13 protein-coding genes are annotated in these 16,098 nt (G+C 68.6%); 4 read left to right on the forward strand and 9 right to left on the reverse strand.

Features of this window, described 5'->3' with window-relative positions; genetic code table 11:
- Positions 1 to 156 precede the first annotated feature (156 nt).
- The 3 genes from ACQPXD_RS14290 to ACQPXD_RS14300 form a co-directional block, all read right to left on the reverse strand.
- Positions 157 to 1,857 carry an IS1634 family transposase gene (locus tag ACQPXD_RS14290; RefSeq protein WP_432824727.1) on the reverse strand — a complete coding sequence of 567 codons (1,701 nt, stop codon included), beginning with the start codon at positions 1,855 to 1,857 and terminating at the stop codon, positions 157 to 159.
- 179 nt (positions 1,858 to 2,036) lie between these two features.
- Entirely contained in the window at positions 2,037 to 3,248 is a 1,212-nt protein-coding gene (locus ACQPXD_RS14295; protein ID WP_432838519.1) for an ISAs1 family transposase, read from the reverse strand.
- 373 nt (positions 3,249 to 3,621) lie between these two features.
- Complete coding sequence (locus tag ACQPXD_RS14300) at positions 3,622 to 4,725, reverse strand: NAD(P)/FAD-dependent oxidoreductase (protein ID WP_432838521.1); 1,104 nt, start codon at positions 4,723 to 4,725, stop codon at positions 3,622 to 3,624.
- An 82-nt stretch (positions 4,726 to 4,807) separates the two neighbouring features.
- On the opposite strand from ACQPXD_RS14300, the gene ACQPXD_RS14305 reads away from it, so the two are divergent.
- Complete coding sequence (locus tag ACQPXD_RS14305; RefSeq protein WP_432838523.1) at positions 4,808 to 5,290, forward strand: MarR family winged helix-turn-helix transcriptional regulator; 483 nt, start codon at positions 4,808 to 4,810, stop codon at positions 5,288 to 5,290.
- Between the two features lie 337 nt (positions 5,291 to 5,627).
- Positions 5,628 to 6,620, forward strand: coding sequence for a hypothetical protein (locus ACQPXD_RS14310; protein ID WP_432838525.1), 993 nt, complete (start codon positions 5,628 to 5,630; stop codon positions 6,618 to 6,620).
- A gap of 294 nt (positions 6,621 to 6,914) precedes the next feature.
- Here the strand turns inward: ACQPXD_RS14310 and ACQPXD_RS14315 are convergent, their stop codons facing one another.
- The 6 genes from ACQPXD_RS14315 to ACQPXD_RS14340 are packed head-to-tail and all read right to left on the reverse strand — an operon-like array spanning position 6,915 to position 14,275.
- Positions 6,915 to 8,720, reverse strand: a complete 1,806-nt coding sequence (locus tag ACQPXD_RS14315; protein WP_432838527.1) for a protein kinase domain-containing protein — start codon at positions 8,718 to 8,720, stop codon at positions 6,915 to 6,917.
- 5 nt (positions 8,721 to 8,725) lie between these two features.
- Positions 8,726 to 9,985 (reverse strand): vWA domain-containing protein, encoded by a 1,260-nt coding sequence (locus ACQPXD_RS14320; RefSeq protein ID WP_432838529.1) that lies wholly within the window; start codon positions 9,983 to 9,985, stop codon positions 8,726 to 8,728.
- Complete coding sequence (locus tag ACQPXD_RS14325) at positions 9,982 to 10,626, reverse strand: hypothetical protein (RefSeq protein WP_432838531.1); 645 nt, start codon at positions 10,624 to 10,626, stop codon at positions 9,982 to 9,984. The genes ACQPXD_RS14320 and ACQPXD_RS14325 overlap by 4 nt, the downstream gene beginning before the upstream one ends.
- Positions 10,623 to 11,975, reverse strand: coding sequence for a hypothetical protein (locus ACQPXD_RS14330; RefSeq protein ID WP_432838533.1), 1,353 nt, complete (start codon positions 11,973 to 11,975; stop codon positions 10,623 to 10,625). Before ACQPXD_RS14330 ends, ACQPXD_RS14325 begins: the two co-directional genes overlap by 4 nt.
- Positions 11,972 to 13,252 carry a hypothetical protein gene (locus ACQPXD_RS14335; protein WP_432838535.1) on the reverse strand — a complete coding sequence of 427 codons (1,281 nt, stop codon included), beginning with the start codon at positions 13,250 to 13,252 and terminating at the stop codon, positions 11,972 to 11,974. Before ACQPXD_RS14335 ends, ACQPXD_RS14330 begins: the two co-directional genes overlap by 4 nt.
- Before the next feature lie 39 nt (positions 13,253 to 13,291).
- Positions 13,292 to 14,275: a hypothetical protein gene (locus ACQPXD_RS14340; protein WP_432838537.1), complete on the reverse strand. Its 984-nt coding sequence runs from the start codon at positions 14,273 to 14,275 to the stop codon at positions 13,292 to 13,294.
- Between the two features lie 242 nt (positions 14,276 to 14,517).
- Here ACQPXD_RS14340 and ACQPXD_RS14345 point away from each other — a divergent pair, with 242 nt between their 5' ends.
- Entirely contained in the window at positions 14,518 to 15,006 is a 489-nt protein-coding gene (locus ACQPXD_RS14345) for a winged helix-turn-helix domain-containing protein (protein WP_432838539.1), read from the forward strand.
- On the forward strand, positions 14,988 to 15,593 hold the full coding sequence (locus tag ACQPXD_RS14350) for a transposase (RefSeq protein WP_432825686.1): 606 nt from the start codon (positions 14,988 to 14,990) through the stop codon (positions 15,591 to 15,593). The genes ACQPXD_RS14345 and ACQPXD_RS14350 overlap by 19 nt, the downstream gene beginning before the upstream one ends.
- Positions 15,594 to 16,098 lie beyond the last annotated feature (505 nt).

Below are 16,098 nucleotides of genomic sequence, written 5' to 3' on the forward strand. Positions count from 1 at the left end.
GGATCTGTGGGGGCGGAGCCCGAGTTCCGCAGGTAGGGGTGTTGAATAGGCCGCGGATCCGGTTGGTGACGTGCGGAAATGCGCCCTCGGCTGGTGACGGGGCGTGTGTCTAGGCGGTCGGAGGCCGTGGCGAGGTCTTGACCTGGGGTTCGGCGGTCAGGCGGCTGGGATGGCGGCCTGGACTCGCTTGGGCGGGTCGATTGCGAGCGCGGTGAACAGGTCGCGCTGGGTCTTGGTGAGCTCGGTGGTCTGCCGGAAGGTGCCGGCCGGGCCGGTGAAGGTGACGGCGTGCAGCCGGTCGGCCTCGGTGCGGATGCGTTGCCAGGTCTGTCCGGAGGTGTTCTCCGCAACGCGTATGAGCAGCAGCGCCAGCCAGCACAGCAGCACGTGGGCGCGTATACGCTCCTCTAGCCGGTGGTAGATCGGGCGCAGGTCGATGATCTGTTTCATGTCGCGCCAGCCGCGTTCCACCTCGAGCAGTTGCTTGTAGCCCAGGGCGATGTCCTCGCTGGACAGGTTCGGGTCGCAGCAGCGAAGGAGGTACTTGCCGTCCAGGTTCTCCTCGGCGGCGATCTTCTTCTTGTCGATGCGCAGCAGCCCGCCGGGCGTGGTGCGCAGGAACCGCTTGAGGTGCGGCTTGGTGGAGATGACGCCCTCCAGCTTCGCGCGCTCGGTGCCGGTGAGCGTGTCCGAGCCGGCGATCGCCTGCTCCAGCTGGGCGATCATCCGCTCGCGGGTGGCGGCGTCGCGGACGGCCTGCTCGGGGTTGTAGCAGAGCACGAACCGGTCGTCGGAGCCGATGTTGACCTCTTTGACCTGGAGGTTCTCGCGGACGTGCTGGTAGCGGCCTTGCCGGGACAAGGCGGCCTGCACCTCCGGTGACCCCGAGCGCAGCTTCTCGCCGATGATGTAGCCGCCGGCGCCGCGCATCAGCTCACGGCGGTTGCCCGATGAGGAGAAGCCACGGTCGGCGACCCACACGATCCGGGACAGCGACCAGGCGCGCATGTCGTTCTTGACCTGCCGGATCAGCTTGCTGTCGGCCGTCGATCCGGGCCAGGACCACACCCGCACCGGGATACCGTCGCGGGTGACGGCCATGCCGATGACGACCTGCGGCAGGTCGTCACGGGAGTCCTTGGACTTGCCGAACGAGCGGAACCCCGCGTGCCGCACCGCGACCGGATCGCCGGCGTCCACCACGCGGCCGTGCTCGTCGCGCCATACCGGCTCATCGGGTTCGTCGAGTTCGAAGTAGGTGCTGGTGGTGTCGAAGAACAGCAGGTCGACCTCAAGGTTCAGCAGATCGGTCACCCCGAAGTAGACCTGCTCGGCCACGCGCGCGTCCACGTCGACCAGCGCGTCCATCGCCCGGTAGCAGGCGTCGTCGGAGACTTCGGCCAGCCCGTCGATGTGCACGTCGTTGCTGATCCAGCCGGTCGCGGCCAGTTTGGAGGAGGCGGCCAGGGCCCGGTTGGCGACCAGCGCGAACAGCACCCGCTCGGTCGCCGCCGCATCCAGCCGCCGCCCGGCCAGCGCGGTGGTGACCGCCGCATCGATCCGCAGCCTGCGCCACAACGCGTCCAGGATGAACGTCCCGCCCAGCGGCCGCGAGCCGGTGACCGCCAGATCGGCCGGCGCGGTCAGCGCAGCGGCCGAGGCCGGGTCCAGCAGCCGGGACAACGCGCCGATCAGCCGCTCGATCCCGGTGCGGTCGAGCTGGTCCTCACGGCCGAAGGAGAACAGGATCCGCGGCCGCGACCGCCCGGCGTCCGCGTCCCACTCGTTGTGCGCGAGCTGTAGATACCGCACCTCGCTGCCGTCTTTGGTCCGCCGTGATGTCGTTCGTACATACACAGCTCTAGATCATATACCTATCGGCCCAGCTCAACGCTCAGTAGTCAGCCGAAGCGTGTTACTAGGCATCTTCCGCTCAGGGGCGGCTCGCCAACCCCGCGACCAGCGCTAACGCCTCAAACGGTATCTAGATCAAGCCCCGAACTGCGGAACTCGGGCGGAGGGGTGAGATTCCAGGGTCATTGCGTAGTCAGGTAGTTCCTGGTCACGGCGTCGATGAGGTCGTGTGGTCGGCGGTTGGCGCGTCTGGTGGCTCGGGCGATGTTGGGTTCGCCGTTGCTGCGGTGGAATCCGATCGCGGTGTTGCGGAGGACGGCTGCGACCGCGGGTCCGTTGCCGGTGCGGGCTTGGTGGGCGTTTTCGCGGAAGGTTTCGTCGCGTATCCAGTGCAGCCGATTTTCGATGTGCCACTCGGAGCAGGCCCAGTCCTGCGGGTCAGCCGGTGGTGCCTGGTCTGCGGGCAGGGACACGACCAGGTATGCCATCTCGTGGGTGCGCTGGTCGCCGACGATGCGGGTGCGAGTGATCCGTACCGCCTGCTCAGCGTGCGGGAACGCGATACCACCCGGGGTGCACACGGTCAGGGCCTTGACGGTGCGGGTCTCCCGGCGTCCGTGCCCACGGTCACGGCGGTGGTCCCCGACCGGGACCTGCGCCCACGGAAGCTGTTTGAGCTGGGCGAACAACGTGGGCTGGTTGGCCTTGACCGCAACGTACAGGTTCCCGCCGAGTCTGGCGACCTCGCGGGCGTGGGCGACCTGCGCGTGCAGTGCGTCGGCGACGAACACCACATTGTTCAGGCTGCCGAGCCGGGCCACGACCTGTTCGAGTAGCGGGGTGAACGCCGGGATTTCGTTGGACTTCGCCGGGATCTGGACCTGGGCCAGGACCACGCCGTCGGTGGTGTCGTAGGCCGGCAGTTGGTGGACCTGCCGGCCGTCGGGTAGCCGGGCGCCGCGCTGGACCTTGCCGTCGATGGCGATGATCCGCCAGTGGGGTCGCACGGTCGGTTGGGGTACGGGCAGGTGGGACCGCAGCCAGTCGGTCAGCACGGCCTGCAGCGTGGCGGCGTCGACGCGGATCAGCAGCCGCCACAGTGTGCTCAGCACGGGGACCCGGCCGGTGAACCCGAGCCGGCGGCCGGCGGCCGGGTCGAGGTCGTCGGCCCAGTCCATGATCGCCGCGAACGTGACCGCGCCGGCCAGGACCGCGCACACGGCCACCGCGAGCAGGCTTGCCAGGGAGTAACGGATCCCACGCCGGTCGCGCGGATCAGGCACCCGGGCCAGGGCCGCAAGCAGGCCGCGGGGCTGCTCGACGCGAGCCGCCATCGTGAGGCTGGCAGCGGTGGGTACGTGCTGGCGGATCACGTCGATCAGCGATGATGGCATCAGCGGGTGCGGTCCTTCGTCGGTGTCATGTTGTCTCAGCAACTCCATGATCACCGATGGGTCGCACCCGTCTCGTATCAGCCCGGCCCCCGGCCCGGACACCGACATCCACCCAGGTCAAACACCTGTCAATCGACTACGCAAAGACCCTGGGCCCCTAGACGGGCCGAGGTGAGCTCATCTGTTCGTAGGTGGCAATCGGGGCACCGATGTGGAAGGTTGACCCGGTCACGGCGCTCCGACCGTCTCGCGGGCCGGCGCGGCGCTCGCTGCGGACGTACTACCGTGCGTCACCACCGCCGATGAACGCCAGACCTCCCAACGCGGCATGAGAGTGCGTCAGATCAGTTGTGACAGCTGCAAATGGAGGGGTTCAAGGGCGGCTCCGGTTGAAACGGGCGGTGAATCGTGCGGTGAACAGGTCGGCGCCTTTGCGCTGGTGGACTGTCTCCGCGGTGGCCGCGACGGGGCCGTCTGCGGTCGGGAGTTGGCCGACGCCCGCGTGGGTTCCCAGTGGCAGCAGAATCCGTCGGTCGGAGGTCGGGATGTGGATCGCTTCGGGCATCTCGCCAGCGAGTTGCGCTTTGATGTTGGCGACCACGATGACGGCGTGTTCCATGGCGTAGGAGGCCATTTTCGGGTCGGGGAGGTCGGCGAGGTCACCGACGGCGTAGACGCGGTCGTGGCCTCGGACGTTCAGGTGTGGGGTTACCGGGATCATTCCGTGGTCGGTCAGGGCGGTGAGGTGTCCGTCCACCAGATAGCCGGTATTGATCTGGAGGCCGAACGCGCGGAACCAGATGTCGGCGACGATCTCCTCGTCGTTGTCGGTGGTGACCGCGAAACGGGCGGCCGTGCCGGCTGGGACCGGCGGCGGCGCGGTCAAGCTGGTACCGAGCCGCAGCTCGATGCCGCGTTCGTTCAACTGGCGGTGCAGGTTGTCACGCACCTCGGGGAGGAAGCCGGCAAGCAGCTCAGCGGCCCGGTCGATAATGATCACGCTTTTGTCCGGCCAGACGTCCGTGATCTCGCCGGCCAGCTCCAGGCCGACGGGGCCTGCGCCGAGGATCAGCGCACGGGCGGCGCCGGACAGCTCCTTGTGTGTCTCGCGCAGGTCGTCCAACTGCTCGGCTATCCCCGTTTTGTCCGGACGAGGTTTGGCCGGATACGGGTAGTCGGAACCGGTGGCTAGAACGAGGTAGTCGGCTCGAACTCGCTCGCCGGAGGCGAGTGTCACGCCGTGCGGGTCCACCGAGACCGCCCGATCACGAATGATCTGTCCCCGCTCGAGCAGGGTTGCGTACGGGAAGAACGCGTTGGGTGCCCAGTCGGGGCGGGTCAGTGCCCGCAGCGACGCGGCCGCGTTGACGAAGCCTTCCCTCGGGTCGATGAGGATGACGTTCGCGTCGGCGTCGAGTTCCTTGGCCACCAGCGTTCCGCCGTAGCCTCCGCCGATGATCACGACTGTTCGTTCCATGCCCGGGCCCTCCTAGAGTTGACGTGACAACTGTACCGACTGGAGTTGTCGCGTCAACTCCAGCGTCGGTATGATTTCGGCCATGGCCGAACCTCGCACCCTGGCACCGGAGCAGTGGGAGCTGTGGCACACCTGGATGCAGGCACAACGCTTGCTCCACCGCGAGCTCGACCGGGATCTGCAGCGGGACCACGGCATCTCCAAGGCCGAGTTCAGCGTGCTGGTGACCTTGCACGAGACCCGCGGCGGTGAGATGCGGGTCGGCGAACTGGCCGAATCACTCGGCTGGGAGAAGAGTCGCGTCGCGCATCAGCTGACCCGGATGGAGAACCGCGAGCTGGTGGATCGGACCGACCACGAGTCCAACGGCCGCCGCGCCGGCATTCGCCTGACCGCGAAAGGCCGAAGCGCGGCCCAGAACGCCATCGTGGGCCACGGAAGCAATATTCGTCGCTACTTCTTCGAGGCACTGACCTCCGACCAGGCTGCGGCCATCCAAGCATGGAGCCGCCAGACAATCGACCGCATCGAAGCCCGCGGCCCGAAGCTGACGAGCGGTACATGACACAGATGGCCGACGAGAACTGTGGTCCGCACAGTGCACTCCTCTCGGCATGAGCGGAACGCGCAAGACGGTAGCCTCAGTTAGCCCGACACTCGGGCACCGTCACCAATGGTCGTTGGGGCTTGTCAAGATTTCTTACAGTCCCGGTCGTTGAGAATCAGGTTCCGGTGGGGCGCTTTGCGGCCCGATCGCAGCAATTGCAGTTTCCCGTCCGAGTTGGACACTGCCGGCCCGCTACCGTCGCTTGGCCTATCGCCCCGCCGACTCCCCGCGTCGACCTGACCCGAACGAGGTAACGGACTGTAGCCAAGAGGGTCGGTGTCGTTAGTGTGCAGCGGTGTCTGCGTACTTCATCGGGTCGATGGTTGGTAGTGCGGTGGGGCGGGCGGTTCGCAACGAGCGGGCCCGGGCCGAGGAGGCACATTGGCATTCGCCGATGAGCCGGCTCGGGCGGTGCGGGGTGACCAGCCTCCGGTGGCGGAAGGCGACCGAGGAGGTCATGGATGCCATCGACACCGCGGCGGGCGGGCGCTGGCGGCGGGCCAACGGGGTGGCCGGGTTCGGGGTGCAGTGTTTCCTGGTCTTCGGGGCCGGTCGGGCCGCCGTCGTGTGGACGGTCATCGGGGACGACTACGTGGCTGCGGTCCAGGGCGCCGACAGCGCCGCTCGGGCCGTCGAGGCCGTGCGGGCGTTCGTCTGCCGGGCCGACCTCGCCGATGAACCGCGGGACCTGCCCGCTCCGTCCGGTCGTTCGGTGACCGTGAGCGGGCTGCCCTGGCTGGCCGGCCTGCTGCGGACCACCCTCAGTGACGGCGAGGCCCTCGTGCCGGAGGGCCTCGAGGCGCGGCTCGCGGCGGGGGAGCGGCGGCTGCTGCACCAGTGGAACGCCGACTGCGCGGCGCTGCAGTCCTGCCCGCCGCAATGGTGGTGGTACATCAGCGATCTCTACCTCGACGACGGGCTCCCGGAGCCCCTGGACCTGGTGATGGCCGGGCCCGGTGGCGTGTTCGTCTGCGGGTTCGGCAGCGGTGTCGCCGACGTAGGGCGGCAGGCGCAGCGGGTGCGGGGGTACCTGCCGATGGCCGAGGTGCTGCCGGTGATCGTCGACGAACGGGTGGAGGCGAACCGGTTCGGGCCGGCCGACGCCGCCGGGTTGCCGATCGCCTGGCTGCACCCCGACCGGCTGCTCGACTTCGTCCTGCGCACTCAGCGACGAGGGCTGGCGGCGCCGCAGATCAGCACACTGAACTTTCCGGCGCCCGACTGGTATCGGCGGCTGGACAAACGCCTCGACGGTACCGTCGAGGTGTCCTGGGGCTGGACCGTCTAGTGCTGTGAACAGGAACGTTAGCCGGGATGGGGGGGCAAGTCGGCCAATGTCCCCGATTCGGGCCTGTGCGGGTCGAGGCTGTCGGAAATGGCAGATCCCGTCCGGGCTCGACCGCCCTCCGATGACGAGGGCCGGCGGTTGCAGCAGATCGTGGTCGTGGGACCGGGCCGCCGATCCGGTGGCGGCGGGCGATGGTCATCATGGCTGGGGCCAGCGGCAGCACCGTCCCCACCATCATCGAACCGGCCTCTGCCTGACGCCCGGTGTGAGACAAATGCGTCTGGATTGCCGCAGTCAGGCGACTTCCGTCATCGAGTCGGGCCACCAGATTCCTGGGCCGTTCTCGACGCCGTACAAGATCCGCCGGCTCGCTACGGCGGCCACCTGAACCAGGCCACCGACGCCCAGCGCCACGACGACGCGGCTGGCCGGGGCTTTGCCGATCACCGTCCAGTCATCGAGTTCCTCGCTCCAGACGCATACCCCTGTGTCGGCCGCTATCGCGATGCTGATGCCACCGCGGTGGCCGACGCAGGCCACGTCTCGTGTTCCGGGCGGCGACCGAAAATCCTCTCGCTCCGCCCAGCCGTCTTTGAGCCGGTCGAGCCGCACGATCCGGTTGGCCGACGGTTCATGGACGATGCAGATCTGCACACCCCATTGATCGACTGTGACCGCCGCGGCAAGGACATCGCGCAGGCCGGTGGAAGCAAGCTCCTCGGGGGCGCCGCACAGGAGGTGCCCCCGAGGAGTCTCCACGGCGACGACCGCCTGCCCGGCTGGGCTGGTTCCGGCGGCGACCACTCGGCGGATCTCCACACCGAACTCGTGGACCAGGGGCAGACCGGGTCGGCTGCTGACCTCGATGCCCAGCAGCCGCCCGGATCCGGTCGAGACAAAGCCCATTGTCGTGCCGTCGCCCTGCGGCGTCGCGCGCACCGGCCCGGCGAGCGGGGGCGTCGGAGCCTGCTCCCACTGGCGTCCGGCCCGAACCCAGAGAGACCGCCGCCGATCGATGGCGAACAGCGCGATCCCGCCGTTGCCACGCCGCGCGGCATCGAGTGCTGTGACGTCGCGCGGCCCGGCCTCGGCTGCGGCCAACCGCCGGAACCCGGAGCGGTTGCGGCCCACCGCCACATAGCCGGTGCCGGCCGCCGCCAATTCCAGGAAGCCGTCACCGGACAGTGCAAGCGCGACGTCCGCGTAATGCGTCGGCGCTTTCGGCTGCGCAAGGAGGGCGTGGAAAGTGGTGGCCCAAGCGCTGAGCGGTCGTGGTCGTTGCTGAGGCTCGGGATGGACCAGGGCGGCCACGTGCTCGGCCAACTCCACCGAGTAGCCGGCGTAGTGGATGTCCCAGCGAGCCCGCTCGGCGGCCTGATAGATGGGCGGGTTCGCCTCGGTCAGCAGCGCGTAGACCATCGCCCCGACGGAATACCGGTCACGCGCGGGGTCCGTCCCGGCTTCGGGTGCCGCGTAACCCGGGGTTCCAACCCTGTCGGTGTCCGGAGATCCAGCGGCTCGCATGAAGGAGAAATCGATCAATGATACCGCGCCCGTGTTGTCCACCAGGACGTTGCGCAATGAGAGATCCCGGTGCACCAATCCGCGTTCGGCGACCTGATCGACGAGGTGGCACAACTGGTGAATGAGGTCGGCCTTCGACGACGGGCTGCGGCTTTCCCGGGCCAGCCAATCACCGAGTTCTTCGCCGTCCACCCACTCGCTGGCCAGGTACAACGTCTTCGCTGACGACTTCGGTGCGTCCTGCGTCGGGCGCGGCCAGACATCCTGGAAGGCCTCGTAGGTCGGCACGACGCCGCGGATGGAAGCCAATGCCCGCCCGCGGTGGACCGTATCCCGCCAGATGCCGAGCCACCGGTCGAGGGCAGCCTGCATATCGGCGTCGTTGTCGCGCAGCACATGCTTGAGCCGCAGAATCTTCAGCGCATAGTCGCGCGGCACCCCGTCCAGACTGCGGGTCGCGCGCCAGACCTCTCCCTCCCCGCTGGGCCGACCGATGCGTTGCTTGAGCCGGTACTGCCATGTGCCGCTCCCGACCAGCCAGCCGCGTTGTCCGATCTCCAACTGATCGTCGGCCATGGATGTCAGTTCATCACTGACAAGGTGGGCTGGTTACGGGACGGCACGTCACCGACCACTGTGCCCCCGCCACGGCGGGGGTGGATCGGGGTCATCGCCGGGTTCCCCGGCAGTTGTCCCGCGTCCGGCTGACAATTGGGCAGGGTATTCGCCTCCTGAACGATATCGGCCAGGGCGGCGGTCAGCCGCTTGATCAGCGCCACCACCAGCTCCGTCGGCTCGGTGCCCACTGCGCCGCAAGCGCGCGCGACCGCGGACAGATCCGGTGACTGCGTCCCGGCCGCACCCGACACGCCCTCGAGCAGTGCGCGCCAGGCTCGGATGGAGGACATCTGGTGGCCGACACCCTCGTCCGGCATCAGCACCTTGGCCACGTACAACAACGATCGCGCCGGATTGGATCCACGGACCGCTTTGCGCAGCGCTTCATCCGCCTGCCCGAACGACGTCTGTTCGATCACCGGCACGGCGAACACCCGGTGGGAAGCGGCGATGAGGTCTCGGCGGACACGTCCGTATTCCTCGGTGACCACGGGGAGCACCGCGGCGTGGTCACCACCTGGTCCGGCCGCGCGGAGCATCCGGCGCGCCTCGCTGTCGAGGTCGGCGACCGGCCGGGGCATCAACGGCGTGGTCACCCGATGGACGACGCCCGTACCCACCCCTGAGAAATACTCCATCAGAACGTCACGGCCGCCGATCCGGGTGGGGTCGCCACCACCGACCTGGAGCAATTCCGTCAGCAGGTCGTGATTGGGCACCACGCTCGGGTCGTGGACGTCGGGATAGCAGCGGTGAAACATCTCCCTGGTGCTGATCCCGATGGCATGCAGCCGGATGTTCATGTTCCGGTACAGGTGGGCCATGAGGCTGACGGGTTCCTCGGTGCCGCGCCGCAGGTCGCCGGTGCCGCGCTCGCCCGCCGGTTGCCAGTTGGCGCCGTCGCTCACCAGGACGATCAGACGCTCGTTCTTCGGGTGGCCGTGCCGGTGCAGCAGATCGGCCGCGGCGTGCAGCGCGTTGGGAATGTCCGTGCCGCCGTCGGCCTGCAGGGTGGCGACTCCGGAACGGAACTGCTCGATCACCTCCGGCGGCGACGACGCGTCCAGTTGCGCCATGCCGCCCCGCGGGGGGAACTGCGCTGTCGTCTCGGTCGTGAAGCCCAGCAGCGCTATTCGGGAGATGCGCCCAGCCACCTGGAGGCGGACCCGCAGCAGATCGAAGAGTGCCTGCTGAAGCGCCGCCTGGCGAGTCAGATGAGTCACGGGTCGGTTCGCCTGCGGAAGAGCCCGCGGCCGGTCCCGGCCGGCCGGGTCTGATCGCCTGCCGGAATGTCATCCCAGCTCATCGAGCCGCTGCAGTCGGCGAGGATGACGATGTCGACGCCGGCCTTGACCCCGGGAGCGAACACCTCGACGTTGGTGCGTGGGCCGATCCGCCCGATCACCTGCCGAGACGGCCCGACATCGATGTCGAGCACCCGGCACGGCAGGCCGTCGACATCGAGATAGAGACCACGCTCGACGTCGGGCACCCACATGACACGGTCAGCCAGGTCTGTGCGGGGAATCTGCCGGACGAGTTGCTCCGGGTCGCGTTCGGTCGGCAGCTCCAGCACCAGGTTGCTCGCCTCGACGACCGGTGCGGCCCTCAGTGACCAGCGTGCGGTCGCGACGCCACCGAGTTCTTGGTACAGATCCTCGCCGACGGCCACCACGCCGGGCGGCACTTCAGCGACCTCGTGCACGACGACTGCTGTGGGCGATCCAGGGTCGGCCGGGCCGTCGGTCTCGACGCTCAGCAGCGCCGGCCCGGCCGGGAATCTGCCCGAGATGCCGACATGCTGCCCGGCGAGCAGGCCGCTGGCAGGCAGCGGCAGCAGGCGGTACTGCTCAGATCCGATCATCGACGGCCTGCCGGCTGGTCGCCTTCGATCCGTACCCGCAGACCGTTGGGTTCGGTGTCGCTGAGCTGGTCGGCGAAGTAGCGCTGGTGCTGCCGAAATCTGGCCCGGTAAGGCTCTTCGACGTGCACGAACAGCAGCGCCGGTTGCATTTGATCGTTCCGCTTGCGCGACGGCACGTAGTCGGCCAGCCGTAGCTGCGCGGCTAGCCCTTCGCCGTCGGGCCTGATCCTTTGTGCGACCAGCTCCCGCAGCCGGACGACCAGTTGGTCACCTTCGCCCCCGGCTCGGTTGCCGTGCTTGATCTTGGCCAGCTCCTCACTCCAACTGGTGCGGCGCAGGCGCCCGGTGCCTTTGAGCCGCTCGTTAACGAGCGTCTGGAGCTTCCGGCCTTGCTGTGAGCCGCTCCCGGCTTGCCCGCCTACGCTCTGGGCGGTGGCGAGGATCCAGGCGTAGTCACCGGCTGCCTGATAGTGGTTGAGCTTCCGCAGGCTGAAGGCGAAGCCGCGCAGGGACGGCAGCGGCTCGGCGCCTGGCCGGCCGGCCCGCAGACTGGTGCCGACGATGATCTGCCGGAGGACTTCTTCTGGCCGCAACTGGCCCAGACCCTGCTTGTGCCGGGCGCACAGCCCCAGCCCCATGCTTTCGCCGCCGAATACCTGCCAGCGCCCCGCGTGCTCCGGGCAGATCCTGATACCGCACGGTCGCATCTGCTGGTCACTGGCCTCGCAGCGCACGCTGCCGATGCTGCGGCAACGGGACTGCTCGCAGGTTGGGTACTCCTCCGCGTAGCAGGTGGGGCAGTAGCTGAGGTCGGGGTCATTGGGGTGCACGACCCGATGTCGCGAGCAGTGCGCCTGCTTGGTCGCGCAGCGATCTCCAGCGCAACGGAAATGCCCCGGCGACCCACACTCGACGCAGGCGGGCCGGTGCTCGGCGCAATGCGCGAGCAGGGCTCCGTCGAGCACTTCGGCATGGTTGTCACACAACCGGCGAGCCGGATCGGCCGATCTGCACTGCGCGCACTGGAACGGCCCGTATCGCTCGATGCCCTGTCTGGCGCAGTCGGCGCACGAGTCGGTCAAAGCGGTTGGCGCTTCGAGCACAGATACGATTTGTACCCTGCTCTCAACGGTCAGCACGGAGCTGGATCCGGGCCGAACCCGGGCCAGGCGGACGTGCAATTCGCCCTGTGGACCCTGCAGCGAGTAGACCGGGCGGTCGGCCAGATCACAACCGAACAGGGCCGCTTCGATACCGGCCCACAAGTCCTCGAAATCCGCCGGAGTCTGCGGCCGGTCGGGCCATCTGCGGACGTCCAGGACGACCTCTAGGTCCGCGACGGCGTTCATGCGGAGCCTCCCGGTGTGGCACGCGGCTCCCGCTTGCGCTGCGCCGGGCGTCCACCCTGCCCGGGCTTGTTCTGCCCCGGCTGCCGCTGGTCGGTGTGCTTGGCGGGCCGCCCGCGCCGGGGGGCGATGGCCCGGCCCTCGGCGTCGACGCCACGGCGTCGGGCGATTGCGGCCGCCCATTCGTCGAGCAGCACTTGTGTCCGGCCCGGCGCGACCTGCAGCGCGGTGCTCAGACACGGGCCGCCGGCCCGGTCGTCCAGCAGCATGTCGGCCGCTATCCGGGAGAAGTGCGGTCCCTGGGTGCGCGCCCAGCCGCTGAGCAGGGCATCTTCGCTGTCGATTCGGCCCACTCCGGACTCGGCGAGATCGAGCAGGGCGATCAGCGGGAACAACTCCGCCGCCGTCGCCTGCAGATTGTCCAGCTCGACGGCCAGCGAATCGACGAGCAACTCCCGGGCCAGCACCCGTGCCGGCTGCTGGTCGGCCGCCTGGTCGCGACGCTCCAGGGTGAGCCGGGCGCGGATGCCGCGGGCTATGGCGCGGGCTCGGTTCTCCTCCAGCAGTGCCTGGTCCGGATTGGCCGTTCGGGCGCCGGCCCGGACCAGGCGCCGTGCTCGCACCCCGAACGCGGCAAGCAGCAGTGCGTGGGCGCGGGTGGCGGCCAGCGACACCGCCGCATCGATACAACCGACCGTGACCGTGAGCGTTCCGTCGGCCTCGACACTGGGGAATACGTCCATCCGGTCGATCGCCATTATGCCGTCCCGGCGGCGCAGTTCGGCAGTGACCCGAGCGAGGTGCTGCGGCGAAGTCGAGTCGAGATAGCGGGCGGCCACCTGTACATGCGAGTTGGCCAGCCGGTGCGAGCCCACCGGCGCGGCGCTGCGAAGGCTGGGTCGCCCGGTCAGCGCGATCAGCAGCGGGACGTGCTCGCGTATCAAATTGCACAGCACCTCCTGCTCAGCCGTCGAGGCGACCTCCAGAACGTGGACATCCGCGCCGGTGATCACGGGCGAGCCGGCGCCGAAATCGATACCCGGTGGAAAGCCGGCGTAGTCGGCCAGTGCTGCCCGCAAGGCGGCCGTCGCCTCCGCTCTGCTGTCCGGGCTGCCCTGCCAGCGCAGCGGCCCTGACGCCAGCCAGACGGCATCCGCGCCGCCAGCGGGCCGGATCACAACACTGCCGCGGGTCGTCGGCGAAGCGGCCCGACCCGGCACGAACGCCTTCTCGACCCGCTGACGCAATGCGCCGACCCGGATGACCGGTGCCTCGAGCATGCCCCGTTACCCCCTCGAATTACCAAACGTGTGCGGCGGTCAGTGATTCAGGTTGATGTCGGTGCCGACGACATCGTCCGAACCGTAGTCAGGCAGCACCGTGTCGGTCGTGTAACGCTGGCCGGAGAGCTCGATCTGCACGACGCCCGCCAGCCGGACGCAGTCGTCGTCGCCGATCCGCTCCGGGGTGTCGGCGGTCAGCACCTGGCCCGGCCCCCGGTCGGCCTGATACTTGCCACGCGCGGCAGCGGCACCGTCCCGGTGCACGGTCGACCCGTTCCTGGAGCCGAGATCGACCACTGTGAGCACGTCACGGGACTCCAGTTTCAACAGCAGGTGCACACTGCTGATCTTCGTAACCTCTGGCGGCATGCCGGGCACCGCTTCCAGCCCGATGCCGTCCTCCAGCCAGCCGCGTCCGAGCACGACCGGAAGCCCCTTCTCCAGCGGAAACCGCAGCAGACCGACCTCCGATCCGACGGCCGTCACGACAACCTGGCGGTAGACGCCACGCGGCCCCAGCGAGATCAGTTCCCGCTTGCACTCGGGACAGCAGGCCCGGTCGTACCTGTCGATCACCGGCCAGCTCAGCAGTTCGCCCTGGCGGTTCCGGCCCTCTCCACAAGCCCGGCTCAGACAACGCCAACGCGTTTCCAAGATCTTGTGGTGGCGCCTCGGATCGATTCGGGCGCCCTTGAATTCGGCCTCCTGCTCGGCCGCCGAGACCTTTCGATCCTGCTCGTGCTCGATGTGGCCGGTGCGGAAGACCGTCGCTCCTCCCTCCTGCTCCCAGGTCACGAACCGCTCCGGCTGCTCCTCGATCCAGGGGCGACGGCGTCGCTGGTCGACGAAATAGTCTCCGCTGATCACGGTGGCGTCCACCTCTTCGGCGTAGTCCAAGATCGGATCGTCGGCGAACGGGACGATCTCGATGCCGAATTCACGCGCGGCCGACTTGAACTGGAGCTGTTCATTCTCGGGCAGTAAGGACACGGTGCGCTTGTCGATGATGAGGCGCAACACTGAATCAGGAGGGCAGCCCGCCAATGTGCGTCAGATGCAGATCTCACGATTGAGTGCTACTAGCCGGTCTGCGTTGTAGCGCAATTCGTTCGCCGCCTGCACGCAGTTGCTTGTGGCTATGCCCACCGCTGGAGCCGTTCCGGGTCGTGCTACCTGCTACTGAGGCCGAAGTGTCGAGGTGAGTCGATGTCGGTCCGGCGTGTCGGCGTGACCCGGGCCTGGCGGGGATCTATACCAGGAGTGTGAGGTACGCCGATGGTGGCGGGCTGAACGCGAAGGGCCGGGCCCGCCGTGAGCTGGTGCGGATGCAGGCCGCGGACCTGTTCGAGGAGCAGGTACCGGCCGGGCGGGTCGCCGCGGTGCTGCGGGTGTCGGCCAAGTCGGCCTATCAGTGGCAGCAGACCTGGCGCCGTGACGGACGGGACGGGTTGCGGTCCCGGGGTCCCAGCGGTGGCCGGTGCCGGCTGGATGCGGTACGGCTGGCCCGGTTGCGGGCTGAGTTGAAGCGGGGTCCGGCTGCGCACGGCTGGGTCGAGGATCAGCGGTGGACGCTGCTGCGGATCGCGGTGCTGATTGGCCGGCTGTTCCATGTGCGCTACACCGAGCGGGGCGTGTCGTATCTGCTGCACCGGATGGGTTGGTCGCCGCAGGTGCCGGTGCATCGGGCGGTGGAGCGGGACGAGGCGGCGGCCGTGGCGTGGCGGGAGGAGACGTGGCCGCGCCTCAGATGACGGCCCGCGCGCTCGGGGCGTGGGTGTGTTTCGAGGACGAGGCCGGGCAGTCGTTGCGGCCGCCGAAGGCCCGTACCTGGTCGCGGCGCGGGGACACGCCGGCGGTGCCGGTGTCGGGGAAGGGGTCGGGCCGGGTGTCGATGGCCGGGCTGATCGCTACCCGGCCGGGGCTGCGGACGCGGCTGTTCTTCCGCATTCACGTGTATCGCGGCCGGAAGCGTGAGCCGAAGGGCCTGGGCGAGGCCGACTACATGCGGCTGCTGACCGCGGTCCACGCCCAGTTGCGGGCACCGTTGATCGTCGTGTGGGACAACATCAATCACCATGTCAGCGCGGTGATGCGGGCGTTCGTGCAGGCCCACGACTGGCTGACCGTGGTCCAGCTGCCCGCGTACACGCCGGAACTGAACCCGGCCGAGGGCGTGTGGTCGCATCTCAAACGCGGGCTGGGCAACCTCGCCGCCTGCAGTACCGGCCAACTCGCCGCACTCGTGCGGACCCGGCTCAAGCGCATGCAGTACCGGGCCGGCCTCCTCGACGCCTTCATCGCCGAAACGGGCCTCGCCTTGGAACCCCAACCACCGTGATCACCCCGACAGTTCAGCGTCGGGTAGCGACCGTTTGGCCGACTGCCGTCGATAAATTCATCGCCGGCTACCCCGGGCTGTTTCAAGAGGACCTCGATCCGCTCCTGGACACCGTACAACTCAGTGCTGCCTACGGATGGCACCGTAGTCGGGCATTGAGGTCTGCGTCTGTCCTGCGGACGAGTGAACCGGCGACCGATCCAGGGTCATTGCGTAGTCAGGTAGTTCCTGGTCACGGCGTCGATGAGGTCGTGTGGTCGGCGGTTGGCGCGTCTGGTGGCTCGGGCGATGTTGGGTTCGCCGTTGCTGCGGTGGAATCCGATCGCGGTGTTGCGGAGGACGGCTGCGACAGCAACTCCATGATCACCGATGGGTCGCACCCGTCTCGTATCAGCCCGGCCCCCGGCCCGGACACCGACATCCACCCAGGTCAAACACCTGTCAATCGACTACGCAAAGACCCTGGGCCCGCTGCGCGGACCTCGACCGATCCCCAGCGCGGCGC

This window comes from Dactylosporangium sp. CA-092794, assembly GCF_050948465.1.
In the GTDB taxonomy this organism is placed as follows: Bacteria; Actinomycetota; Actinomycetes; order Mycobacteriales; family Micromonosporaceae; genus Dactylosporangium.

Bases quoted from the DNA above. Each gene is read 5' to 3' on its own strand.
- ACQPXD_RS14315 (WP_432838527.1), bottom strand. From the start codon at position 8,720: ATGGCCGACGATCAGTTGGAGATCGGACAACGCGGCTGGCTGGTCGGG.
- ACQPXD_RS14295 (WP_432838519.1), bottom strand. From the start codon at position 3,248: ATGCCATCATCGCTGATCGACGTGATCCGCCAGCACGTACCCACCGCT.
- ACQPXD_RS14305 (WP_432838523.1), top strand. From the start codon at position 4,808: ATGGCCGAACCTCGCACCCTGGCACCGGAGCAGTGGGAGCTGTGGCAC.
- ACQPXD_RS14325 (WP_432838531.1), bottom strand. From the start codon at position 10,626: ATGATCGGATCTGAGCAGTACCGCCTGCTGCCGCTGCCTGCCAGCGGC.
- ACQPXD_RS14300 (WP_432838521.1), bottom strand. From the start codon at position 4,725: ATGGAACGAACAGTCGTGATCATCGGCGGAGGCTACGGCGGAACGCTG.
- ACQPXD_RS14335 (WP_432838535.1), bottom strand. From the start codon at position 13,252: ATGCTCGAGGCACCGGTCATCCGGGTCGGCGCATTGCGTCAGCGGGTC.
- ACQPXD_RS14330 (WP_432838533.1), bottom strand. From the start codon at position 11,975: ATGAACGCCGTCGCGGACCTAGAGGTCGTCCTGGACGTCCGCAGATGG.